Annotated in this window: 26 protein-coding genes; 14 read left to right on the top strand and 12 right to left on the bottom strand. The window is 64.0% G+C overall.

All coding sequences use genetic code 11. The annotated features are described in order from the left end of the window. Positions 1-9 precede the first annotated feature (9 nt). The gene (gene argJ, locus ACRY_RS13695; protein WP_012039906.1) at positions 10-1,239 is read left to right on the top strand and encodes a bifunctional glutamate N-acetyltransferase/amino-acid acetyltransferase ArgJ; all 1,230 of its coding nucleotides are present in this window, start codon (positions 10-12) and stop codon (positions 1,237-1,239) included. A 155-nt stretch (positions 1,240-1,394) separates the two neighbouring features. Then, a complete protein-coding gene (locus tag ACRY_RS13690) occupies positions 1,395-1,958 on the top strand; it encodes a fasciclin domain-containing protein (protein WP_012039905.1) in 564 nt (187 codons plus the stop codon). Between the two features lie 302 nt (positions 1,959-2,260). Here ACRY_RS13690 and ACRY_RS13685 read toward each other — a convergent pair whose 3' ends face one another. The 4 genes from ACRY_RS13685 to ACRY_RS13670 form a co-directional block, all read right to left on the bottom strand. Continuing rightward, a complete protein-coding gene (locus ACRY_RS13685) occupies positions 2,261-2,950 on the bottom strand; it encodes a GntR family transcriptional regulator (protein ID WP_007424745.1) in 690 nt (229 codons plus the stop codon). Between the two features lie 57 nt (positions 2,951-3,007). Next, entirely contained in the window at positions 3,008-4,948 is a 1,941-nt protein-coding gene (locus ACRY_RS13680) for a peptidoglycan D,D-transpeptidase FtsI family protein (protein WP_012039904.1), read from the bottom strand. A gap of 3 nt (positions 4,949-4,951) precedes the next feature. Then, entirely contained in the window at positions 4,952-5,209 is a 258-nt protein-coding gene (locus ACRY_RS13675; RefSeq protein WP_013640632.1) for a hypothetical protein, read from the bottom strand. Between the two features lie 214 nt (positions 5,210-5,423). Then, on the bottom strand, positions 5,424-6,212 hold the full coding sequence (locus tag ACRY_RS13670) for an IclR family transcriptional regulator (protein ID WP_007424743.1): 789 nt from the start codon (positions 6,210-6,212) through the stop codon (positions 5,424-5,426). A 266-nt stretch (positions 6,213-6,478) separates the two neighbouring features. On the opposite strand from ACRY_RS13670, the gene ACRY_RS13665 reads away from it, so the two are divergent. From ACRY_RS13665 to ACRY_RS13650, 4 genes are read left to right on the top strand one after another with little or no spacing between them, the layout of a single operon-like run. Next, complete coding sequence (locus ACRY_RS13665; protein ID WP_007424742.1) at positions 6,479-7,510, top strand: ABC transporter substrate-binding protein; 1,032 nt, start codon at positions 6,479-6,481, stop codon at positions 7,508-7,510. Between the two features lie 5 nt (positions 7,511-7,515). Beyond that, on the top strand, positions 7,516-9,030 hold the full coding sequence (locus ACRY_RS13660) for a sugar ABC transporter ATP-binding protein (RefSeq protein WP_012039903.1): 1,515 nt from the start codon (positions 7,516-7,518) through the stop codon (positions 9,028-9,030). Positions 9,031-9,038: 8 nt separating this feature from the next. Continuing rightward, positions 9,039-10,010, top strand: coding sequence for an ABC transporter permease (locus ACRY_RS13655; RefSeq protein WP_007421931.1), 972 nt, complete (start codon positions 9,039-9,041; stop codon positions 10,008-10,010). Next, positions 10,007-10,993 (top strand): ABC transporter permease, encoded by a 987-nt coding sequence (locus ACRY_RS13650; RefSeq protein ID WP_012039902.1) that lies wholly within the window; start codon positions 10,007-10,009, stop codon positions 10,991-10,993. The genes ACRY_RS13655 and ACRY_RS13650 overlap by 4 nt, the downstream gene beginning before the upstream one ends. A gap of 319 nt (positions 10,994-11,312) precedes the next feature. Here ACRY_RS13650 and ACRY_RS20595 read toward each other — a convergent pair whose 3' ends face one another. The 4 genes from ACRY_RS20595 to ACRY_RS13635 all read right to left on the bottom strand — a co-directional run bounded on the left by ACRY_RS20595 (position 11,313) and on the right by ACRY_RS13635 (position 14,798). Further along, complete coding sequence (locus ACRY_RS20595) at positions 11,313-11,489, bottom strand: RES domain-containing protein (protein WP_196796267.1); 177 nt, start codon at positions 11,487-11,489, stop codon at positions 11,313-11,315. 555 nt (positions 11,490-12,044) lie between these two features. Then, positions 12,045-12,971, bottom strand: a complete 927-nt coding sequence (locus ACRY_RS13645) for a threonine/serine dehydratase (RefSeq protein ID WP_012039901.1) — start codon at positions 12,969-12,971, stop codon at positions 12,045-12,047. A gap of 238 nt (positions 12,972-13,209) precedes the next feature. Further along, positions 13,210-13,899: an aspartate/glutamate racemase family protein gene (locus ACRY_RS13640; RefSeq protein WP_231295262.1), complete on the bottom strand. Its 690-nt coding sequence runs from the start codon at positions 13,897-13,899 to the stop codon at positions 13,210-13,212. Positions 13,900-14,036: 137 nt separating this feature from the next. After that, on the bottom strand, positions 14,037-14,798 hold the full coding sequence (locus tag ACRY_RS13635; RefSeq protein WP_012039899.1) for an SDR family NAD(P)-dependent oxidoreductase: 762 nt from the start codon (positions 14,796-14,798) through the stop codon (positions 14,037-14,039). Between the two features lie 99 nt (positions 14,799-14,897). Here ACRY_RS13635 and ACRY_RS13630 point away from each other — a divergent pair, with 99 nt between their 5' ends. Beyond that, a complete protein-coding gene (locus ACRY_RS13630) occupies positions 14,898-15,806 on the top strand; it encodes a LysR family transcriptional regulator (protein WP_012039898.1) in 909 nt (302 codons plus the stop codon). Positions 15,807-16,200: 394 nt separating this feature from the next. On the opposite strand, the gene ACRY_RS13625 is transcribed toward ACRY_RS13630, so the two are convergent. The 3 genes from ACRY_RS13625 to ACRY_RS19735 all read right to left on the bottom strand — a co-directional run bounded on the left by ACRY_RS13625 (position 16,201) and on the right by ACRY_RS19735 (position 17,017). Continuing rightward, a complete protein-coding gene (locus tag ACRY_RS13625) occupies positions 16,201-16,503 on the bottom strand; it encodes a CcdB family protein (protein ID WP_039888936.1) in 303 nt (100 codons plus the stop codon). After that, a complete protein-coding gene (locus ACRY_RS19170; RefSeq protein ID WP_007424229.1) occupies positions 16,503-16,760 on the bottom strand; it encodes a type II toxin-antitoxin system CcdA family antitoxin in 258 nt (85 codons plus the stop codon). The genes ACRY_RS13625 and ACRY_RS19170 overlap by 1 nt, the downstream gene beginning before the upstream one ends. A 68-nt stretch (positions 16,761-16,828) precedes the next feature. Continuing rightward, positions 16,829-17,017 carry a hypothetical protein gene (locus ACRY_RS19735; RefSeq protein WP_155856375.1) on the bottom strand — a complete coding sequence of 63 codons (189 nt, stop codon included), beginning with the start codon at positions 17,015-17,017 and terminating at the stop codon, positions 16,829-16,831. A 197-nt stretch (positions 17,018-17,214) separates the two neighbouring features. Between ACRY_RS19735 and ACRY_RS13620 the strand changes: the two genes are divergently transcribed. Continuing rightward, positions 17,215-18,402 (top strand): M20 aminoacylase family protein, encoded by a 1,188-nt coding sequence (locus ACRY_RS13620; protein ID WP_012039896.1) that lies wholly within the window; start codon positions 17,215-17,217, stop codon positions 18,400-18,402. Position 18,403: 1 nt separating this feature from the next. Then, positions 18,404-19,624, top strand: coding sequence for a M20/M25/M40 family metallo-hydrolase (locus ACRY_RS13615; protein WP_012039895.1), 1,221 nt, complete (start codon positions 18,404-18,406; stop codon positions 19,622-19,624). A 144-nt stretch (positions 19,625-19,768) separates the two neighbouring features. On the opposite strand, the gene ACRY_RS13610 is transcribed toward ACRY_RS13615, so the two are convergent. Further along, entirely contained in the window at positions 19,769-21,115 is a 1,347-nt protein-coding gene (locus tag ACRY_RS13610) for an IS1380-like element ISAcr4 family transposase (RefSeq protein ID WP_007424223.1), read from the bottom strand. Between the two features lie 101 nt (positions 21,116-21,216). On the opposite strand from ACRY_RS13610, the gene ACRY_RS13605 reads away from it, so the two are divergent. The 5 genes from ACRY_RS13605 (at position 21,217) to ACRY_RS19160 (ending at position 23,784) form a co-directional block, all read left to right on the top strand. Further along, entirely contained in the window at positions 21,217-21,408 is a 192-nt protein-coding gene (locus tag ACRY_RS13605) for a hypothetical protein (protein ID WP_043509188.1), read from the top strand. A 200-nt stretch (positions 21,409-21,608) separates the two neighbouring features. After that, positions 21,609-21,902, top strand: a complete 294-nt coding sequence (locus ACRY_RS20265; protein ID WP_012039893.1) for a hypothetical protein — start codon at positions 21,609-21,611, stop codon at positions 21,900-21,902. Between the two features lie 32 nt (positions 21,903-21,934). Then, on the top strand, positions 21,935-22,252 hold the full coding sequence (locus tag ACRY_RS19730; RefSeq protein ID WP_155856374.1) for a hypothetical protein: 318 nt from the start codon (positions 21,935-21,937) through the stop codon (positions 22,250-22,252). Then, positions 22,253-22,789 (top strand): hypothetical protein, encoded by a 537-nt coding sequence (locus ACRY_RS19725; RefSeq protein WP_012039892.1) that lies wholly within the window; start codon positions 22,253-22,255, stop codon positions 22,787-22,789. It abuts the gene before it with no gap. A 311-nt stretch (positions 22,790-23,100) separates the two neighbouring features. Then, positions 23,101-23,784, top strand: a complete 684-nt coding sequence (locus ACRY_RS19160) for a PEP-CTERM sorting domain-containing protein (RefSeq protein WP_231295261.1) — start codon at positions 23,101-23,103, stop codon at positions 23,782-23,784. The last annotated feature ends 20 nt before the right edge of the window (positions 23,785-23,804 follow it).

Below are 23,804 nucleotides of genomic sequence, written 5' to 3'. Positions count from 1 at the left end.
CGGGACGCCGTGGCGAAGGACCTGCCGGTATCGCCGCTGGCGGTGCCGTTGCCCGAGCTTCCGGCCATCGGCGGCGTGCGGTTTGCGACCGCCGCCGCCGGCATCCGTTACCGCGGGCGGGATGACGTGCTGCTCGCTTCCTTCGCGCCCGGCACGACGGTTGCGGGCGTCTTTACCCGCAACAAGTGTCCCGGCGCGCCGGTGACCTGGTGCCGCGACATCCTGCCCGGCGGAACCGCGCGGGGCCTCGTCGTCAATGCCGGCAACGCCAACGTCTTCAACGGCGCGGCAGGTGCGGCGGCGGCGCGGCTGAGCGCCGAAGCTGCGGCGCGCACGCTCGGATGCGCTCCGGAGCAGGTGTTCCTGGCGTCGACCGGCGTGATCGGGGAGCCGATGCCGGCGGAGCGGATCGTCGCGGTCATGGATGGGCTCGCCGCCGATCTGGCGCCGGAGCGCTGGGCGCAGGCCGCGCGCGCGATCATGACGACCGACACCTTTCCCAAGGCGTCGACCCGCACGGCGAAGATCGGCGGGGTCGAGGTGCGGATTTCCGGGATCGCCAAGGGCAGCGGCATGATCGCGCCCGACATGGCGACGATGCTCGCCTGCATCGTGACCGACGCGGCGGTGCCCGCCGCGACCCTGCAGGCGCTGCTCCGCCGCGGCGTCGGCCCCAGCTTCAATTCGATCACCGTGGATTCGGACACGTCGACGTCCGATACGGTGCTGCTGTTCGCGACCGGCGCGGCCGGAAATCCACCCGTCGAAGACGCGCGCGACCTGGCCGCCTTTCGCCGGGCGTTGAACGCCGTGCTGCATGATCTGGCCCTGATGGTGGTGCGCGACGGCGAAGGGGCGCGGAAACTGATCGAGATCAACGTCGCCGGCGCCGTCTCCGCGCGCTCGGCGCGGCGGATCGGGCTCGCAATCGCGAATTCGCCGCTGGTCAAGACCGCCGTGGCGGGCGAGGACGCAAACTGGGGGCGGATCGTCATGGCGGTGGGCAAGTCCGGCGAGCCGGCCGACCGCGACCGGCTGGCGGTGGCCGTCGGCGGCGTCTGGATGGCCCGCGACGGGCGGGTGGTCGAGGGCTACGACGAGGCGCCGGTGGTCGCGCATATGCGCGGGTCGGACATCCGTATCGATGTCGATCTCGGCTTGGGGCGCGGGCGCGGGCGGGTTTGGACCTGCGACCTCACGCATGGCTATATCGACATCAACGGCAGCTATCGCAGCTGATCTGCCGGCGGGGCGGCACGAATGGCCGCCTCGCACTCCTGTCCTCACGATCTCGTGACCGAGGAAATCTTTCCGCAACTCATCCGTTTGAATGCCCGCTGCGTAACCGGGGCATGAGATCGCCGCCGGCGATCGAGCAGAGGAGATGACGGACCATGAAACTCAGCCATCTGGCCCTGGGCAGCGCGCTTGCCCTCGCCGCCTGCGGCGCGGCCTTCGCCGCGATGACGAACGATTCGGTGATGGTCGGCGGCGCGCCGATGTATCCCACCCGGAACATCGTGCAGAATGCCGTGAACTCGAAGGACAACACGACGCTGGTGGCCGCCGTGAAGGCCGCCGGCCTCGTGAAGGCGCTCGAGGGCAAGGGGCCGTTCACCGTTTTCGCGCCGACCAACGAGGCTTTCGACATGCTGCCGAAAGGTACGGTCGCCACGCTTCTCGAGCCGAAGAACAAGGCGGAACTCACCTCGATCCTGCTTTATCACGTCGTCCCTGGTGACTTCACCTTCGACACCCTGCGCGCCGACATCGAAGGCCATGGCGGCATGGTGAAACTGCCGACCCTCGACAAGGGGCACGACCTCACCTTCCGGATGAACGGCCCGCACAATATCGAGGTCGTCGATGGCAAGGGCAATGTGGCGCAGATCGAGACATACGACGTCAATCAGTCGAACGGCGTCATTCAGGTGATCGACCGTGTTCTGATGCCCTGAACCGGGTTTCCCGCGATCCGGCGGGGCCCCGCCCGGCCGGAATTCGAGCCAGCGGCATGCACGCCGCTGGCTCTTTTTTGATGCGGAACGCATCCGGATGTCTCCCGGGGCAGGCGCATCGTGGATCTGAATCGGCGAGCGGTCTTCTGCGGCAAGGGAATATCACGAAGCAGGGGGAGTGCCGCGGCTACCGGTTTGGAGCACCATCCGATCCATCCGGATCGGATGTAGTGCTCTATGATATTGATAATTAGAGCATCTTTATCCGATCAGATGACTCCATCTGATCGGATAAAGATGCTCTAGCCGGGCGCGCGGAGGATACGGGCACGGTAGGCGGCGCGGATATGGGCGCGGGCCTCGCGCTCGGCGCCGGCGGAATCCCGCGCGGCGATCCGCTCGACGACCGCGCGGTGCTCCGCGACGGAGTCGGCTCCGCGCCCCTGGACCGCGAGGGTGGTGCCGCCCAGCAAAGCGAGCGAGAGGCGCATGCTTTCGAGCATTCCGTTGAGGTAGCGGTTGCGCGCCGCGTTCCGGATCTGCCGGTGAAAGATGCGGTTGTTGGCCGCCAGCTCCTCGGGCCGGTCGACCAGCGCCGCGTCGCGCTCGACGAGGGCGGCCAGAAGCGAAATCTCCGCCTCGGTCGCGTGAAGCGCGGCGAGGCGCGCGGCGGTTCCTTCCAGGACCTCGCGCATTTCATAAAGCTCCGCCAGCTGGGTATCGTCGAGTGTCGCCACGATCGCGCCGTGATGGGGTTCGTGGACGACAAGCCCCTGATGCTCGAGGCGCTTCAACGCCTCGCGGACCGGCGTGCGGCTGATCCCGAAGCGTCGCGCGAGTTCGACCTCGCGGAGCCGGGCGCCGGGCGCGAACTCGCCGCCCTCGATGGCCGAGAGCAGGCTTTCATAGGCATCCAGGGAACTCGGCCGGCCGGCGGCCTTTGCGCCGGCCGGTTCCGTCCCACCCAGCTCGTGCTCACCGGCAGGCGTCATCCCGCACTCATACGCGACCGTGGTGAGGCCTCCAAGCCTGGCCCGCCGCCTTCCGCATCATGCGTGGGGGGCGGCGTCCCGCGTCGCGATGCGCTGGACGGTGGGCGGCGCGGCGGGCAGCGCCACGCCCGGCGTTGCCAGTTCGACACGTTTCAGGGCCTGCCGCGCCGCGAGCCGGTCCGGATGGCGCGGCGGCTTCCTGTGCGCGAGGATATAGGCGTAGGCATTGGCGCCGGGCGGAAACGGATGACCCGGGCCGAGCGCGGTGCGCCCCGGCGGAACGGGAGGGTCGAGCGGAATGTCGAACCGCCGGTTCACCTCGGCAAGCCGTGCGCCTTCCAGGGGGGCGATGCCGAGCATCGGGCCGATCCGCGCAATGATCCGCCCGACCGCCGGCGCGGCGACATAGCCGCCGGTGGTGAAGCCGTGCGAAAATCCGGCCATCTTCTTCGTCGGCCTCGGATGGATCACCAGCACGTAGATGACGTAGCGCGGATCGTCGGCCGGAAACACCGCCATGAAGGACGAGTTGTTGAGATGGTTCCGATAGCGGCCATCCCGGCCGACGACCTGCGCCGTGCCGGTCTTGCCACCGACGCGATATCCCTTCACCCGCGCGTAGACGCCGGTTCCCGACAGCACGACGCCCCGCATCAGCCGCCTCATCGTTTCCGATACGCCCGGCCGCATGACCCGGACGCCCGTGCGCGGCGGCGCGCCGGGCCGGCGCGCGAGCAGCGTCGGGCGGAAGAGGATGCCGCCGTTCACGTCCGCGACCACGGCATTGACAAGCGTCAGCGGCGCCATGGCGATGCCGTTGCCGAAGCTCACCGTCATCGTCGTCAGCAGCTTCCAGGTATCGGCGGGATGCCAGATCGGCGGCTGGGCGCCGGTCATCTGGATCGGCGGCGGCTTGAAGAATCCCATCTTGCGCAGCCAGGCGCGCTGCAGTTTCGGCCCGAGGATGGTCGCGATCCGCGAGGCCCCGATATTCGACGAATACGCAAGGATCGACGGCATCGCCAGCCAGCGGTGCACCGGCTCGTAGTCGGTGATCGCGAAGCCGTTCATGACGAGCGGATGGGTCGTGTTGAACTTGTCCCAGTAATGCATCAGCCCCGATTGCAGCGCCGCCGGCAGGGTCATCAGCTTCATCACGCTGCCAGGCTCGTAGTCGCCCGAGATGCAGCGGTCGAACAGGGAGTCGGCCGGCGCGTCGTGGTAATCGTTGGCGTTGTAATCCGGCAGGCTGACCATGGCGACGATCCGCCCGCTCATCGATTCCACGATTCCGCAGGCGCCGCGTGCCTTGTAGTCGCGCATGGCGCGCGCGACCTCGTGGTGGACGATGGCCTCCACCCGCAGGTCGATCGACAGGCGCAGCGGCTGGCCGGGCTTGCTCAGCAGCCGCTTGTCGTAATAGGCCTCAACTCCGGAAAGGCCGTGCTGGCCCGGGGTGACGCCGCCCAGGATATGCGCGGCAAGGTCGCCCTGCGGATAATGCCGCTGCCAGGTTCTCTGGAAATACAGGCCGGGAATGCCGAGCCGGTTCACCGCGAGCTCCTGCGTGGCGGTGAGGTGCCGGGAGATATAGACGAATCCGTAATGCTTCATGCCGAGCCGGCGCGCCGTCGATCTGACGTCCAGGCCCGCGATCTTCGTGGCCAGCGCCCTGGCGTCGCGCCACGGATGGCGAATCTGGCGCGGATCGGCATAGAGCGAGGCGCCGGGCAGCGAGACGGCCAGCAGCCGCCCATTGCGATCGAGAATGGCGGCGCGGTCCGGTTCCAGGGGTCTGGTGCTCAGGTCGGGCCTGAGCGCCGAGAGCGCCGCCTGGTTCGGCGGAAGCGGATCGATGACCGTGGCATCGGTCAGCTTCACCGCGACCGCCACGAACAGCACGACGAATCCGGCGGCGCCGAGGCGCATCCGCCGCCGGAACCGGCGCGCCCAGCCGGACGTCGCGGACTCGCCGGAAGCAGGAGGTCTCGGCGTCATTGCTCACCGCGAGGTGAAGAAGTCACAATAGCCTCGCGCCCCCACGAGACCCGCGACGACCATGCAGTTTCCGGTCGGCGCCCCCGGGTGTGCGGGTTCGTAGAACTGGCATACGGCGCAATCGGCACCGCCCGGCCCCGGATGCGGCACGTAGCGGGCGCTGGCCTTCGACTGCATGTCGGCCGCGGCGAAAGAGATCGGCAGCCCCCGCAACGCCCAGCCAGAGCGCCCCTGCGGCGCGGTCCCGGCATCTGCCCCCATGTTCGGCATCCTCGCAAATCCATCCCGCGGGCGGCCCCAATGCGCCCGCGCGCCGCGAGTGTAGCCCGAACTCGTCAAAAACGATCATCAAATATATGATATTAAATAATATTCCCGGCCAGTTCCGGAAATTCCGGCAGCCGGGCCGCGAAACCGGCCTGCCTTGGGGCGGGGCATTGTCCGGCGGCGGTGCTCCGGGCGGGCGCGGGGGCGATCAGACCGGGCAGTTGGAGAAGGCGAGGTCGCGCGAAATCCGTTCCGCGGCGCTTCTGACCTCGGGCGCCAGCGCGGCGACGCGATCGTCATTCATGCGAACGGCCGGTGCGGTCACGCTGACGCTGGCGACGGGATGGCCCTGCCGGTCGAAGATCGGCGCCGCGACGCAGACGATGCCTTCCTCATGCTCGGCGCGGTCGAACGCGACGCCGTCGCGGCGGATCCGCTCGAACTCCGCGCGCAGGCCGGCCCGCGACGTGATGGTGCTCGGCGTATGGCGCGTCAGGGTGAGGCGGGCGAGGACATCGTCGCGCTCGGCGGCGGGAAGATGCGCGAAAATCGCCTTGCCCACGCCGGTGCAGTACAGCGGCCCGCGCCGCCCGATCGAGGAAAACAGCCGCAGCGCCTTCGGACTTTCCCGCTTGTCAACATAGATGATCTCGATGTCGTCGCGCACGGCGACGTGCACCGTCTCCTGAGTGCTGTGCCACAGCGCGTCGACATGGCGGGCAGCCACCTGCCGCAGGTCGATCGAGTCCCAGGCGCGGCTGGCGAGTTCCAGCAGGCCGAGCGCCGGCCGATAGGTGCGGTCGGGCGAATGATGGCGGACCAGCCCGGCATCGGCGAGTTCGCGCAGCAGCCTGTGGAGCGTCGCCTTCGGCAGGCCGGTCCGCTCCAGCAGGGCGTTGAACCCGGCGGGCGGCTCGGCGAGGCTGACGGCACGCAGCAGCGCCAGGGCCTTGGCAACGCTCGATGACGCCTCGTTGGCGGGAGTGTCGATCCTCATGGGACCTTCAGCGTAGAGCGGGACGTTGCGCTGTCAATTCGCTAACCCCCCTTGGTTGCAAAAAACCGAATTTATCCGCAGCGGCCCGAACGGGCTGCGAAATCCCCGCCATTCGCGGCGGCATCCAGGGCCGTGGCGCCGATGTCCGATCCGCATTTGACAGCTTGTAACAGCCCGCTTAGCATGAATATAGAACTAAGTTCCATTATACGGAACTACAACGGCCAACCGGCCCGATAACGCCGAAGAGAGCGAATGGAGGGGACATGAAGACCAGAACGATATTGCTTGCGGCCACGTGCATCGGCGCTGCCATGCTGACGGTCGCATCCGCACAGGCGGCGAAGCAGACTGCCGCGCAGATGATCCTGGGAACGTCGAAGGCGGTGTGTGTGAACCCGCACCCGAGCCACGCGAAGCTGTCGAGCCTCGTGGTCGGCTTCTCCCAGTCGCAGGGCAACCAGAACCCGTTCCGCGCCGAAGAGACGCGGTCGCTGCGGGAAGCCGCGCATCAGGTGCACGCGAAGCGCTACATCTACACCAACGCGCATTCCAACGAGGCGAAGCAGGTCGCCGATGTCGAGAGCATGATCAACCAGGGCGCGCAGGCCCTGGTCATCGCGCCGCTCAACTCGACCGGGCTGCAGCCGGCCTTCGCCCAGGCGGTCGCGAAACATATCCCGATCATCACGATCGACCGCGAGACGGCCGGAACCCATTGCTCCGACTTCCTGAGCTTCGTCGGGTCGGATTTCTACAACCAGGGTGTGATCGACGGCCGCGAACTGGCCAAGGCGACGGGCGGGCACGCCGTGATCGCCGAGATCCAGGGCGCCTACGGCAATTCGGTGGAAACCGCGAGAACCAAGGGCTTCGCCGCCGCGATATCGAAATATCCCGGCATGAAGGTCATCGCCGCGCAGACCGGCAACTGGTCGACGACCGACGCGCAGAAGGTGGTCAGCCAGATTCTGCTCGCGCATCCCGATGTCAACGCGATCTACACGCAGAGCGACACGATGGCCTACGGCGCCATCACCGCCCTGCGCGACGCCGGCAAGAAGCCGGGGCAGGTCAAGATCGTGACCATCGACGGCACCAAGCAGGGCGTGCAGGACATCGTCTCCGGCTGGATCTATGCCGATGACGAGACCAATCCGCGCTTCGGGCCGATCGCCATGCACGAGATCCAGAACTGGCTCGACGGCAAGCCGGTGCCGCAGAAGATCACGATCCGCGATCATCTCTACACGCCCGCCAATGCCAAGGCGGCGCTGGCCAGCGGCGTTCCCTACTGACGCCCATGTCTGTGCCGGTTCTTGAAACGGTCGCCGTTTCAAGGCGTTTCGGTGCGGTGCGGGCGTTGGAGGGGGTGTCGCTGACGCTCAATGCCGGCGAGGTGCATGGACTTGCCGGCGAGAACGGCGCTGGCAAGTCGACGCTGATCAAGCTGCTGACCGGGTTCCATCAGCCTGACGACGGAACGATCAGGCTGGGCGGCGCGGCGGTGCGGTTCGACTCCCCCCGCACCGCCCAACGCCACGGCATCAGCGCCGTCTACCAGGAGATCAACCTGATCCCCGAACGGGACGTGGCCGAGAACCTCTTCCTCGGCCACGAGCCGAGGCGGTTTGGCTGGCTGATCGACCGGCGCCGGATGGAGGCGGAGGCGCAGTCGCTGCTGGCGCGCTACGAGTTGCGCATCGACCCGCGGGCGCGGCTCGGCACGCTCGGGCTCGGGCTCCAGCAGATGGTCGCGATCGCCCGCGGCATCCGGCTCGGCGCGAAGGTCGTCATTCTCGACGAGCCGACCTCCGCGCTCACCGGCGGCGAGGTCGAGACCCTGTTCCGCGTGGTCGACCGGCTGAAGGCCGAGCGCATCGCGATCCTGTTCGTCAGCCACCGGCTGTCGGAATGTTACCGGCTGTGCGACCGCTTCTCGGTGCTGCGCGACGGCCGCCTGGTCGCCAGCGCGCCGGCCGCCGACCTGCCGCGCCAGGCGCTGATCGCCGCGATGCTGGGGCGGAGCGCGGAAACGCTGCAGCGCCAGCACGCGCCGCGCGCGGCGGCTTCGGGCGCCCCTGCGCTGGCCGCGCGCCATCTCACCTGGCGCAACCGGGTGCGGGACGTGTCCTACGAGGTCATGCCCGGCGAGGTGGTCGGCCTGGCCGGCCTGCTCGGCTCCGGCCGCACCGAGACGATGAAGGCGAGTTTCGGGATCGAGACGCCGGGTGCCGGCACGGTCGAGGTCGGCGGCCGGCCGCTGCCCGCCCCCGCGCCGGAGCGGTCGATTGCCGCCGGCCTCGCCTTCCTGTCGGAAGACCGGCGGGCGGAGGGGATCTTTCCGAAGCTCTCGGTCGCGGAGAACCTGACGGCCTGCGCGCTGCGGCGCATCTCCCGCTACGGCTTCGTCTCCCGCCGCCGGCAGGCCGAAATGGTGGCCGAGTTCGTCCGCCTGCTGGGGATCAAGACGGCGGGCGCCGATGCGCCCATCACCTCGCTTTCGGGCGGCAACCAGCAGAAGGTCCTGCTGGCCCGCTGCCTCGCCACCGACCCGCGCGCCATCATGCTCGACGACCCGACGCGGGGGATCGATGTGGGCGCCAAGGCCGAGGTGCACGACGCGATCCGCCGCCTGGTCGAGCGCGGCCTCGGTGTGCTGGTGACGTCTTCGGAAATGGAGGAGCTGATGGTGCTGGCCGACCGGCTGGTGATCCTCGACGAGGGACGTGTCGCGGACACGATGGAAACCGCCGGCGCCGGCGTGCAGGACGTGCTCGACCGGCTGGCCGCCCCGCACGAGCGGGCGGGAGCATGAGCGCCGTCATGAACAGGCCGTCCCGCCTTGCCGGGCTTGCGGCGCGCGCCGGCCACGACACGCCGGCGGCGATGCTGCGCGCGCAGAGCGTCTACATCGCCTTCGCCCTGCTGGTGATCGTCGACCTGATCTTCACGCCGGGGTTCCGCAACCCGATCGTGATCCGCAACCTGCTGTTCCAGGCCGCGCCGATCATCCTCATCACGCTCGGGCAGAGCCTGGCGATCGGCACGCGGGGGATCGACCTGTCGGTCGGCTCGTCGATGGCGCTCGCCGCATCGGTGATGGCCCTGGCGCTGCCGGGCGGCGCGGGTGTTTCCGTCGTCGCGGCGCTGGGCACCGGCCTCGCGGTGGGCCTGCTGAACGGCGCGCTCATCGCCTTCCTCGACATCAATCCGCTGATCTCGAGCCTGGCGCTGCTGGTCACCGCCCGCGGCCTGGCCGAGGCGCTGCTCGATGGATCGCGCGTGTCGCTGCCCACGGGCGGGGTGTTCGACTGGCTCGGCATCGGCGCCGTGTCGCTGGTGCCGATGGTCGCGATCATCGCCCTCGCGCTGGCCGCCACGGTCGCCCTCGTCGTGCGCACCACCGTCTTCGGGCGCAGCCTCGTCTTCATCGGCGCCAACCAGGCGGCGGCGGTGATCGCCGGCATCAAGGTGCGGCGGACGCTGTTCGCCGTCTATGCGGCGAGCGGCCTGCTTGCGGGGCTTGCCGGCCTGTTCGCCGCCGCCCGGCTCGGCGCGGCGGATCCCAACTATATCGGGCTGAATTTCGAGCTTGACGCGATCGCCGCGGCCGTGATCGGCGGCACGCCGCTCTCCGGCGGCCGGGTCTCGATCGCCGGCGGCGTCTTCGGCGTCCTGCTGCTGCAGGTCCTGGGAGCGAGCTTCATCATGAACGACATCAATTTCAGCTACGCGCAGATCCTCAAGGCGGCCTTCATCGTCGCCGCGCTGTACCTGCAGCGGGCCGGCGGATGAGCGGCGCGCCAGCCGCCGGTGCGGGCATCGCGGCACCGGACACCGAACGCCGCGCGCGGATCATCGCGCTGATCCGGTCGCGCGGCGCCATCGTGGTCCTCGCCATCGCCGCGGTCATCGCCAGCGCGGTCTTCCCGTATTTTGCGACGGTCAACAATTTCGAGAATATCGGCGTCGCGGCGAGCTTCGTCGGCCTGGTGACGATCGGCCAGACCTTCGTGATCATTCTCGGCGGGTTCGACCTGTCGGTCGGCTCGGTCATCGGCCTCGGCTCGGTGCTGGCGGCCTATGCGGTGCCCTATGGCTGGGTGCCCGCCCTGCTGGTGCCCTGCCTGGCGGGCGCGGCGGTCGGGCTGATCGACGGGCTGCTGATCGCCCGCGCCGGCATGGCGCCGTTCATCGTCACGCTCGCCGCCCTGCTCGGCGTGCGCGGCCTCGATCTCGTCCTGGCCAGGAGCAGCATGGTCATCGTCCACCCCGGCCTGTTCGGCCAGATCGCCAACGGCACGTTGCTCGGGGTCGGCAACCTGATCTGGATCCTGCTCGCCGGCTTCGCGCTGGCGGCGCTGGTGCTGAACCGGTCGCGCTTCGGCGTCGCCGTGTTCGCGATCGGCGGCAACGAGGAGGCGGCGCGGATGCTCGGCGTCCCGGTCGCCACCGTCAAGGTCGCGACTTACGTGCTGTCGGGCACGCTGGCGGGCCTCGCCGGCGCGCTGCTGGGCGCGCATCTCTCCTCCGGCCTGTCGACGGCGGGGCAGGGCGACGAACTGCGCTCGATCGCCGCCGCCGTCATCGGCGGGGTGCTGCTGACCGGTGGCGTCGGCACCATGACCGGCGCCCTCTCGGGCGTGCTGCTGCTCGGCGTCATCGAGAACGTGATCGACCAGATCGGCAATCTCAGCTCGTATTACCAGAACCTCGCCTCCGGCCTCTTCCTGCTGGTCGCCGTCCTGATCCAGACCGGGCTGGTGCGGAAGCGGTGATAGGCTCCGCTGTCCCGACGCTGGACTCAGCGCCCTGCGCAGGCCCGGGAATCAGGGGCTGGCTGGCGGTGGAGGCGCGGGTCGAGCGCAAAGCGCTCTTGATGCCTGATCGTATAGCCGGACTAGTCTGCTTCTCCGAGGAAGATCAGATTCCAGCTATACGTCGACACGGCGCTCGGGATCAGAAAACACCGATGTTGCCTTAACAGTTCGTCCCCGAATTTCTGCTGGCCAGCCGACGGTATACCCGGACGAAGTCAGTTGCGGTTTGGAACCATGCGGCGGTCCACAACGTAAACCTGCGCCGGGTCGTCCACGGTTATTGCCGTGAGCGTGTGGGGGGTGTGTCGAGTATGCCAAATCCCTTGTGCACGGCGACCTCGAGAATCGCGGTCGCCGGATCTAGCGAATAATAGACTGCGCGCACGCCTCTGCTGTTCCAGCGCCCTCCGCCGAGGTGGGCGCCTTCGCCGTTATCCCAACTGGCCGCATACACCTCCTGGTCAATGCGCCACGTTCCCGCGCCCTTCCGGCGGAAAAATTGATGGCTGAGTTGATCGCTGAGACGCAGTTGGCATGAGGGCCGATAGCGGATTGGAACGTTACGGATAGCGTACAAGCCAAAGCAGATGTTTAGACACCTAACGTCTAGATATACATTGGCTGTCCAGGATCAATTACGCACCGCCAGGTGTGCAGGTATACGGAAGGATATCGGGATGACGTGTGAGGTGGACGGAGTGTTTTTTCGGACTGCGCCGCCCCCTTCCCCGCCGACCTTCCACCAGCGCCATCCGGTGGCGTCCTGCCCCGGTTCGCGTTCGACTTCAGCGATCTGGAGGAGGTCATGGCGGCAGCCGACGCCGCGATCCGCGAGACCAGGATCAGCCTCGATCGGATCCGTAAGACAGGCCGGCCGGAGGCCGATCCTGAATCCGACCGTGAAGATTCAGCGTGAATGGGTGAGCAATGCCCACAGGATGCGTCGCGCCCGGCGACCTGCCATGCGAGCAGGTTTCAGGGAAGGGAGTGCGACGATGATGGACGCTCCTCAAAAGGATACCGCGGTGGTGTTGCCCCCGCTAATGATGACACCGACATTCTCACCTGGTGCAGGTCGGTAGCGCCCGGAGAGCAAAGCGGCGAGCGCCGTAGCGCCGCCTGGCTCAGCGGCCACGCGCGCCACTTTCCACAAGCGACGCTGGGCATCGGCGATTGCGTCATCCCCGACCAGAACGACGTCGGCGACATGATCACGGGCAATAGGGAAGACCAGATCGCCGACCCGCCTCGGTGCCAGCGAGTCTGCCGCAATTCCGCCGGTTTCGGCATCAACCGGTCGGCCGGCGGCGAGCGCCCTCGTCAGGGTTGGCGATGATTCGGGCTCGACGCCCACGACCTTGATGCGCCCGTGATACCAACTGGCGATCCCTCCGATCAGCCCACCACCGCCGACAGCGACCAGCAGGGTATTGAGCCCAGCCACTTGCTCCTCCATTTCAAGCGCAATCGTACCCTGTCCGACCAACGTTTCGCGTTGATCGAAGGCATGGATGGCAAGGGCACCGCTATTTGCGATCCATGCCTCGCTCGCGGCCAGCGCATCGGAATAACCTTCGCCGCCGACGACAAGTTCGGCGCCGAAATCGCGGATGCGTTGGATCTTGGCCGGAGACGAGATCGCCGGCACGAAGATGCGCGCAGGGATTCCGAGCCTCATCGCCGCATAAGCCACGGCGGCACCGTGGTTTCCTCCCGAAGCGGCAACCACGCCGACCGTCGGGATTTCTCTTGTCAGCAGGTTTGTGAAGGCACCCCGTGCCTTGAAGGAGCCGGCATGCTGCAGCAATTCGAGTTTGAGAGTGATCGGCTGTGAGGCTAGACCGAAATCAACGCCATTGCAGGCCAGAACCGGCGTGCGTCGTATGTGCGGCCGAATCAATCTCTCCGCAGCCTGAATGTCACTTGTGCCGATCATCGCAACGTCACCCTGTTTCTCAATTCGGTCTCTCATCGCAGGTTGTCTTTCAAGTATTCCCTTGCTGGGAAGATGTGCCGGGCATTGGGAAAGGTCGGCACCCGGCGATAACCTGCTAGCATCGTGTTTCAGCCGATATGATCGCCATGGATATGGGCGTGCAGATGAATAAATCTCCTCGGATAAGAGGTGGCCAGCACCCTGAGAGAGGAAATATAGGAAAAAAGGCGGCGCACTCTCAGGCCAGAGCATGACGAACGATTTGGTCGATGTGAAGCTGAGCCAGATCGATATGTGGGAAATCCGGCTGATGTTCCGCATAAAACGACGACAGATCGGTTCCCGCTAGAAGAATTGCCTGCGCATTCTTCCTTTGCAAAAGCCGATTGGCCAGTCTGCTGAATTCCGTCATTTCAGGCTGCGTTGCCCGTTTCCCGTGAATGGCGATCTCGGCATACGTATTGTGCACCCAATCGAGATCATCCCTGTCCAGCGAGATATCCCGTTGTTTCGCAACGGCTCCGAAGACGCGCGTATGCATGACAGCACGGTTGCCGAACACAGCAACGCGATCCGTCCCGGCGGCAGCAAGTCCGGCGGGAACGGCATCCAATATGCTGATCAGGGGAACACGGGCCACACGTGTTATGTCCGATATGGCGATATGAGGCGCGACGGCGGAAATGGCGACGATTTCGCACCCGGCATCGGCGAGTTCATTGGCCAGGCCCCCGAGATAGGCGCCAAGAGCAATCCTGTCCTCTGCGGCTACATAAGATAACACCCGCAAGACGTCTGCGTGGCTGAGGACGAGTTGCAGTGGAGCTTGGCTCGCGGCGAACCTTTTTTGGATCTGCTCGTAATAGAAAATACCCGCCCGGAGCGCGAGACCTCCGATAAGACCTATCTTGCGCATCAGGAACTCCATTATTGTCTCAACCTTGATGCGCGTGAAGATGACGCATCCGGGAAACGTGCCAATCATGGCTTGTGATTCGCGTGAAGGAGCGTGGCGCGCTTCCCTGCGCCATACCCCGTCGTGGTATCGGTCGGAGAGCCCCGACCTCAGATCACCATCCCACCGGAGGCTTCAATGCGTTGCGCATTGATCCATCGATTGTCCTCCGACAGGAGGGCAGCGATCATCGGACCGATATCGTCGGGCAAACCCGCCCGTCCAAGCGCTGTCAGGTCTGAAATGCGCTTGTTTACCTCGGGATTGTCTCGCACGATGCCGCCGCTGAAATCGGTCTGCACCGCGCCGGGAGCGACGACATTGGCGGTAATGCGCCGGGCGCCAAGTTCCCTCGCCATGTATCTCGTCATCACCTCAACAGCACCTTTCATCGACGCATAGGCAGTACTGCCTGGATAGGCCACGCGGGTCAGCGCCGACGAGACGTTCACGATCCGGCCGCCATCGACGATCAGCGACAGCACCGCCTGTGTAAGAAAGAAAACGCCCTTCACGTGCACCCGAAACAGCGCATCGAAATCCGCCTCGGTGATATCGCTGATCGGTGCGTGGTGGGACGTTCCGGCATTATTGATGAGATAGTCGAACTGCTCCACCCCCCACTCGGCCAGAATCCTGCGCAGTTCGGCGACAAAGGCCGGAAAGGTCGCGGTATTCCCCGTATCGAGTTGCAAGGTTGCGGCACGCGCGCCTGCCCGCTCGGTTGCGGCGACCACCTCATCTGCTTCTGCCCGTCTGCGATGATAGGTGAAGATCGACCTGACGCCGCGCCGGGCGAGCGCCTCAACGGTCGAACGGCCAATGCCCCGACTGCCGCCGGTGACGATTGCGATATGAGATTGTGCGGGCATGAGGGTCTCCTGTTCCGGTGCTACGGATTTGGCCCGCCCGCCCGACGGAATAAGGCCGCTGTTGCAGACGACTTTGTTTTGCAGGACAGAATAATGACCATGGATCGCCTCGCCGCCCTCGAGCTATTCGTCCGTATCGTCGATCGTGGCAGTTTTACCGCTGCGGCGGCGGATTGCTCCATCTCCCGACCGGCAGCGACCGCCACGATCAACGCGCTGGAGAAGAGGTTGGGAACCAGGTTGCTGCAACGCTCGACACGGCATGTGCAGCCGACCGTCGAGGGTGAAGCCTACTACCGACGCTGCATTGGTATCCTTGCCGATCTCGAGGATGCGGACCGGGGGGCCAGCGGTGCCGTGGCAGGGCTGCTGCGCGTCGACATGGTCGGCACGCTGGCGCGCATCGTGTTGCCGGCACTACCGACCTTTCTAGCTCTGCATCCAGCCGTGACGGTGCATATCGGTGAGGGCGAGCGCTTTGTCGATTTGGTACGCGAAGGGGTTGATTGTGTCGTGCGAGCGGGCACTCTTCCTGATAGCGATATGATCGTCCGGCATCTCGGCGTGTTGGAGGAGATCATCTGTGCCAGCCCCGCCTATCTCAGCGAACATGGCGTGCCAGCAACGCCGGATCAGCTGGACGGGCATTTCATGGTCGGATTCGTCTCCTCGCGCACGGGCCAGCCCTTGCCGCTGGAATTCATGGTCGATGGCGTGAAGGTCGAGAGGACGTTGCCGGCTCGCGTCATGGTTAATGGGGCGGACACGAGTGCTGCTGCGGCGCGCCTCGGGATGGGGCTGGTGCAGGCGCCGCGCTTGCGGTTCAAGGATGATCTAAACACCGGAGCACTCGTGGAGATTCTCCAGGACTTCCAGCCCAGTCCCACTCCGATTTCCGTCATCTATCCGAATCATCGCCAGCTTTCGCCGCGCGTGCGGGTCTTTGTCGACTGGCTCGTTGAAACGATCGCACCTCTGCTTGGCCGCTCTGGATACAAGGTGCCGTGATCGGTCTGCCGCCGCATCCATCGGCGCCGTGGCGCTTGCTCCGCATCTTATTCCGCATAGTGTAATGTGATCGGGTGTTGAACTGGCCGGCCGCAAACCGTTCGGAAGTCGGTTCCAGCATGCGCCCGGCTCGCGTGTCGCCATTGGATCGATATGATGAAGGTGCGCTCTTGATCGTGCGCGAAAAGATCTACGGGCAAGTGCGTGATCCCGTTTTAGATGCCCTGGAACTGGACCGTTCAACCGCGCAAAGAGCTTTCGCCACGAGGCTTCGGCCCGACCAATTACCTTGGAAAAAAGCCGCTCGTCAGCTACCCGGCCTATAAGCAACTATCTTGGCGGAACCTCCATCAACTCGTGTTACATGCTATCGGAGCGCACGAACAAAATCGGGTTAGAACCCGATGAGAAGGACATCGAGGGCTCGGGTAATGCTGTCGCGCTCCGCAGCCAACGAGCAAATATGCTGACTCAGCTCGCGCCGTGGGATGCTGGCGATTGCCTGCGTCATCATGACGAGACGCGTGCCGTCAACCTCGAACACTGGATTGAGGTCGCTGAAGGGTTTTGGCGCCATCTCTGCCGGCAGGAGCGGGACAACGACCCGCGTCGCCAATTCCGAGAGCAGATCGGCCTGAACGTCGAGTACGTAACCCGGTCTGCCTCCGGGCATAGGGTGCACATCGAACCGTGCCATCAAAACTGCCGGTATGCCGCCAAGGGCAAGCCGTGCGACTCGACATGCTCATTCCACGCCTGAAATGCTGCACGGTTTTCATCGAGCCAGCGTTGTCTCCGGGCCGCGGCAACGGCCGTCGCCACGCCCTGTTCGCAAGCTTGCGACAGATTGATGCCAAGGCTCCGGGCGTCCTGCAGCAATGCTGCGGGCAGTGTGACATTGGTTGCGCGCCGCGAAGAAGCCACAGTGCGGTCGCTGGGTTGTGGCATAGACATCCGCTGCTCCTCCAGAAGTAAGTGTGCAGGATATGCGCATATATCATGCGCATATCCTGCACACAACATTATTTGCCCCAACATACTGCGGGCGATGTGTCAAACACCCACTCCACCAAAAGTGGACCAGACCCCAGCAGGAACCCCACTCCATTGCGATCCTGCCCGATCAAATCGCGGTTGCGGTCGATCTCTCGCCTGTCCAGCTTCACGATCCGGCGCTGATCGAGCGGATCGGCGCCGCCCTCGTCCGCCACCGCCTCGCCCCGGGCCGGACTCTAATCCCAACCGGAGGAAATTACCCGGGGCAGGTCATCGATGATGCGCCTCGATTGCCTAACCTGACATTTCCCCGAAGCCAACAAATCCCTTACCCTGCCGTCGACCCCGTGATTCCTCGGTCGCTTCGCGGGGGGCTACCTGGAGGCGTAAGCCCTCACATCTGGAGATGCCCATGCCTGGTGCAGGTCAATTCCCTGCGGTCGAGCAACTTGCCGAAGAGATAACGCAATGGCGCCGGCATTTTCATGCCAACCCTGAGCTCATGTACGAGGTGCACCGCACCGCTGAAACAGTCGCCGATAAGCTGCGGCATTTCGGCGTTGATGAGGTCGTCACCGGCATCGGCCGCACAGGGGTTGTCGGCATCATCAAGGGGCGCGAGACCGGCTCGGGACGGGTGGTCGGCCTGCGCGCCGACATGGACGCGCTGCCGATCGAGGAGGCCACCGGATTGCCCTACGCATCGACCAGAAAGGGAGTGATGCATGCCTGCGGCCATGACGGGCATACCGCCATGCTGCTCGGTGCGGCGAAGCACTTGGCTGGAACCCGGAACTTCGACGGTGCTGTGGCGCTCATCTTCCAGCCGGCCGCGGAGGGCGGCGCTGGATCCAAGGCGATGATCGACGACGGACTGATGGATCGTTTCGGTATCAGTGAAGTCTATGGGCTGCACAACATGCCCGGTGAGCCGCTCGGACATTTCAGCATCCGTCCCGGGCCGATGCTGGCCGCGAGCGATCGGTTCACCATCTGCATCACCGGCCGTGGCGGTCACGCCGCCTACCCGCACACCACCATCGATGCGACGCTTGTTGCGGCCCATGTGACGGTGATGCTGCAGAGCATCGCCGCGCGAAACGTGGATCCGCTGGAAGCGGCTGTGCTTTCGGTGACGACGGTTCACGTTGGCGATGCGTTCAACGTCATTCCCGAAACCGCGAAACTGACCGGCACGGTGAGAACGCTGAGCCCTACCATTCGCGATCTGATGGAACGGCGCATCTCCGAGACCGCCGAAATGACTGCGCGAGCGCTCGGTGCAACCGCCGAGGTGCATTACAAGCGTAGCTATCCGGTCCTGATCAATCATCCGGAGCAGACCAGCTTCGCCGCCGAGGTTGCGCAGAACGTGGCGGGCGAAGCCGCTGTGAACCGGGAGTGTCGGCCGACCATGGGGGCGGAGGACTTCGCCTTTATGCTCCAGGCCCGCCCTGGCGCGTTCATCTTCGCCGGCATTGGCGAGGACCGCCCGCGCCTGCACCACCCGCTCTACGATTTCAACGACGAGCTGATCCCTATCGGCTGCGCCTACTGGATCCGGCTGGTGGAGAAGGCAATGCCCATCAAGGAGGGCTGACATGGGTAACACCGCCGCGTCAATGCTTGACGATATCTTCGCGTATATCGATGCCCGCTCGGAAAACTATATTCGCCGGCTGATCGACTATGCCCGCCATCCGGCGATCAGCGCGCAGAATCGCGGCATCGCCGAAGTTTCCGGGATGCTGGTGGACATGCTCGCCGGGCTCGGCATGGTGGCCGAGGCGGTTCCCACTGCGGGCCATCCGATGGTACTAGCGCGTTACGAGGCTGGACCAGAAATGCCAACGATACTGCTCTACGGCCATTACGACGTGCAGCCGCCCGAACCGCTAGAGCTTTGGAAGAGCCCGCCCTTCGAGCCGACGATCCGCGACGGCCGGATCTGGGGGCGAGGCTTGGGCGACAACAAGGGACAGCACTTCGCTCAGATCCTGGCGATCGAGGCGCATCTCGTCGTCAGCGGCCGGCTACCCTGCAATGTTATCCTGCTCCTGGAGGGCGAAGAAGAGATTGGCAGCCCGCACATCGCCGATTTCGTGCGGACCCATGCCGACCGCTTGCGTGCCGACCTCGTGGTGACGGCGGATGGCGGCCGGCACCAGTCGGGCCTGCCGCTGATCCTCTATGGTGTGCGTGGTGTATTCTCCTTCGAACTGCGGGCACGTACCGGTTCGCGGGACGCGCATTCGGGCAATTACGGCGGCGTCATGCCGAATGCAGTCTGGAAGCTGGTTCATCTCCTTGCTTCGATGAAAACACCAGCGGGTGAGATCACGATCGCCGGCCTGGCCGATCCGGTTCGGGCGGCGACGGCGACCGAGCGCGCGGCGATCGCGCGCCTGCCAGACGACATGCCTGCCTATATGAAAGAGGCGGGTCTCACCGAGCTCGATGCGCCGCGCGACCGCCCGCTCTTCGACCGTCTGATGTTTCATCCGACCCTCACGATCAACGGCCTCCATGGCGGCTATGGCGGGCCCGGCTCCAAGACCGTGCTACCGAGCGAGGCTGTGGCGAAATGCGATATTCGCCTCGTCGAAGCGATGACGGTCGAACAGGTGCGGACCTGCGTCGCGGAGCATGTGAAGAAATTCGCACCGGATGTAGAGTTCGTGCCGCAGGGTGGCATGCAGCCATCGCGCACCTCGATGGACTCGCCTTGGCGGGCGGTACTGCGGGAGGCGGTGGTTCAGGCCCAGGGGATCGAGCCGCTTGAGCTTCCTAGCCGGGATTATTCACGAGCGCATTTCCTCTGATTTTTCTCAGGCGGTCTGTTCAACCTGACGTCGTGCGGGCGTGATGGCTTACCGGCCGAACTTGGCTGGTTTTGGTGGGCTCTATGATGTGTTGGCGTTGGATGTGGCAGAGATCGGGACCGGACGGGGCAAACGCCCCTGTGATCAGATGACCAGCCTGGGCAGTCTGGCCAGGGCATAGCCGAGGATCGCCTGGTCTGGCATTGAGCGCGGCAGATGCAGACGGATCGAGCGTTTCAGGGTTTCGAGGCGGACGGCGAGTTTGATCAGGCGCAGGCGCAGGGTATCGAACTGGATACCACGCCAGCGCGACCGGCGCGGCATCAGGGAGCGCAAACTCCACATCAGCCAGTAGGCGCCGATATGCAGAAACAGGCGCATCTGGTTGGCGCTGGCCCGCGAGCACGAGGTCCGGTCGGCGGCAAGATGGGTCTTCCACGCCTTGATATGGTTCTCGGCCTGGCCACGCGCGCAGTAGATCTCTTGATACAGGGTGCGCGGGGAACCTGCCTTCAGGCTGGTAACGATGAAGCGGGTATCGACCCCCATCGGCCCGGCCTCGACGCGGGCGATGATCCGCTCGACGCGGTCCCAGCTTGCTGCGCCATCATTGAACTCTTTGAACCGCCGGATTTTCTCTCCCGGAGCTTGTTGCGCGCGCGCCGTGGTGCTGGCCTCCAGCGCGATGACGTGCTTGCGCAGCGTCGTGGTCGGTGCGACGCCGAAGATGTAATCGAGGCGACGCGCCCGACAGAACCGCAGCACCTCCGGCGTGCAGTAGTGCGAATCACCGCGCAGCATGATCGCGGTGCGGGGCCAGTGGCTGCGGATGGCGTCGATCAGCCGGCGCAACCATTTGACGATCTGGCTACCTTTTGGCCGGCACGCCGGACGCAGCACCGCGGCGAGCATCCGGCCGTCGCCGTCGAATACCACAATCGGCTGGAAACCGTACTCATCGTGGTGTGCGTTGAACAAGCAGAGTTGCTGCGCGCCGTGAGCGGCATCGAAGGTATCGTCGATATCGAGCACGACCCGGTTGGGTATGGTGCGGAAACTCGCACAATAATGCTCGACCATCGCCAGGCCCATGCGCAGCAGCGCGCGAGGACCGGGCAAATTCTCGGTGCGTGAAATCGTCGCTTGCGAGCACAGATCGCCCGCCTCGGGCAGACGCTCCATCGCGAGTTTGAACATCGGGTCGTTGCGCAACCGGTCGGCGTCGTTGCCATCCTCGTAACCGGCCGCGATCATCAACATGCGAAACCGAATGATCTCGTCGAGCCCATGCTGGACGCGCTCCGGCGTGCGCGGATCATCGATGCAGGCTGCCAACTGCGCGGCAATCCCCAGCCGCTTCTCGACCTCGCGCAATGCCAGCAGACCGCCGTCAGAGGACAGCATCTCGCCGTCGAAGCGGGCCTCGATCGATTTGCCGGCGACAGGTGACAGACCAGGGAGAATTGGGGTATTTGCAACCGAGGCGAGCATCGCGTTCCGTCGTGGTGAAGATTTGTCTCGACAACAAATTCTTACATCGAATCAATGGACTACGCTATGCTCGCCAACCTTCATGCATAATTCCGGCTAGCATGGGTGGCAGCCTGCCCGACTATGTGTTCACCAAGATTCTCGGCGTCGATGCCTTCGTGGTGCCCTATGCGAATTTCGACGAAGCAAACCATGCGCCGAACGAAAACCTGCGGATCGACTGCTTCCTTGCCGGCATTCGCACCGGCGCCGCGCTGCTGAACCAGGTCGGCTGCGCGGCAGCAGGCGTCTGAAGCGAAAGCTCGGGCAGGGCCGCCCCTAAAATGAACGGGAAGAGTGATGCCAAATGACAATGGCGCTGTTCTTTGGCGGGATCGCGGCCGTGCAGGCGGAGTCGGGGGCGGATGCGATCGTGGACGGCATGATCGCGGAGCTGGCCTGGTGACTGTCCGAATGGGCGGGCCTGATTGCCGGGAAGGATTTCGTTGAGGCGGTGATCAAGGCCGGTCACGCCAGGACGGATGAGGAGATCAAACTCGCCACCAAACTCGCCGCGGCGGCTTTGGTCTCGCTGGGCCTCCTCGTCCTGCTCCGCGAAATCGTCGAGCGCATGCATGAGCTGAAACCCAAGGCGCCAGAGGCAGAGAATGAGCCCGTCCGTCCGCCACCACGCCGCGCGGGGAACCTGCCCCGCTCAAGCCCGTTGCCATCGACGAACCAAAAGCTCCGGCAGATCTGGGCGCAGTGGACGAAGGCGAACCTGCTAAGGGAAGATTGGACGACCTAATTGCAGGCGGTTCTCGACATTCGGACGACGAAATGAATTCCACATTTCCAGCGGGCTATGAGCCGCCATATGCTCCAGCAACGCAAGTCACAGAATTTGTTTCGGATGGCAACCAAACATTCGTTCGTGTTGTTTCTGGAGATACCCCGAGCGGCCAAAGGGTTATGAAGGCATCCGACATCAAGGGGCCTTCACCGCAGCAAATAGAGGATAAATTTGCGCTGCCGGAAGTTCCGACAGGTATAGCCTCGGTTACCCCGCCTGCTGGAACTCGGATTCGTACCGGCCAGGTAAACCCGAACTTCGGCGGTGCTGGCGTGGAACCCAATTCCAATTGCTTGATCGTGTAGATGAAGGGTGGGCGGATGTTTCTCCTCTCAAATGATTTAATAAGCGGGCTTTCGGATGCTAGTCCAAAGTCGTCGATGCCGGTGAAAGGAGGAACACTTTGCCTGTATCTTGGAGAGACGAGCAATACGCTTCGGGATCATGGCTTACTGAATGTTGTTTTGTGGGGTGATGATAGCAATGCTTTCGGTTTTGACATGGCTGATTTAGAAAGCTGTCATAGGAAAATCAAATTTCGCGAGCGCATGAAGAGGCTCAATTCAAGTGAAATCGTCGGTTTGTCGCAAGGTGATGGAAAGATATATTTCCAACACTGGACTTCTTTAAGATCGAGCTGGATGCTGGCAGGATGGAAGTCATTGACCAGAAATTTACTAAATAAGATTATTCAAAGCCTCGCAAATTTTTTCGCTGTGGCCCTCTCGGCGCAACTTCTGCGCACGGTCATGTCGCATGTTCACTCTCCTCGATCCCTGAGCTTACGTTTTGCGAGCGTGCAAAGATTTGCGCTGGCGCGACGGTCTGAGCGGGGCGACTGATCGAGTACTACTCAAGTATGAGGCATTTATCGATATTTTTCTGACTAATTTGATATCAGATGAACGAACATCCAGCGACGCAGTATATACAACCTAAAGTCCATTATGAAATTATTTTCAATCCACAGTATATATTGAAATAATATTTTGTCGGAATCTCTTACGTCTCATAGAATGAGACGTTATATCCGTTTGATTTTATTAATATTGCAAATACGGCACAATTTTTGCCTGATTATTGAACGCACTTCAATGTATGAAGTGTCCGTGGTCATTCATGGCATGATTTCTCAAACGTTTGGAGATTGAACATGTCTAGCGTCCGCAAATATCTGTTACATGGAGCCGTGGTGCTCCTCGGCCTCACGGGAATAGCGCGGGCGGATATTTATAATCCGACCTGGCTAGTAACGGCCTGGACCACAACGACCGGTATGATTGGCGGCACCAACTTCATAAACGCTGCAAGCCAGCCTGCGCCATCGGCCGTAGATGCACTGGCTTCCTTCACATACTCAGGGCAGTTGAATTTCGACAACACCAATAATCAGGGACAGTCGAATACGTACGCCGACTTCTTTACGAATACCGCCAACATCTCAAATTTCAGCGGTACGGGTGGCAAGGCTGCGTTCCTTGGAACCACGATGAGTTCTCCAGGAAGCTCGAATTATTCATATCTGGAGTTCTCGCTCCAAGGCCCCGCTGCGAATATAGCTGCAGGCACCTACGTCACGATCACCCACGACGATGGCGCCAGCAGCTATGCAAACGGCAACAAGGTGACTTACTCGCCTGGCGAAACTCAAGCCGTCAGCGATATTGGCACGTTACCTGTGGGATCGATGACAAGTTTCGCTGTCGACTACGTTGAGGCGAACGGAGCACCGGCAGTTCTCAAAGTGGACGTACCGGAACCGGGCAGTGTTCTGCTCCTCGGAACAGGCTTGCTCGTTCTCGGTCTCGTCGTTCGCCGGCGGCAGAAAGCCCTCTGAGACCCGCTGGTCGATCTTGA

Origin of the sequence: Acidiphilium cryptum JF-5 (genome assembly GCF_000016725.1) — a bacterium.
In the GTDB taxonomy this organism is placed as follows: Bacteria; Pseudomonadota; Alphaproteobacteria; order Acetobacterales; family Acetobacteraceae; genus Acidiphilium; species Acidiphilium multivorum.
Note: the sequence above shows the minus strand (reverse complement) of the source record. Positions and strands in the feature narration are given on the sequence as shown.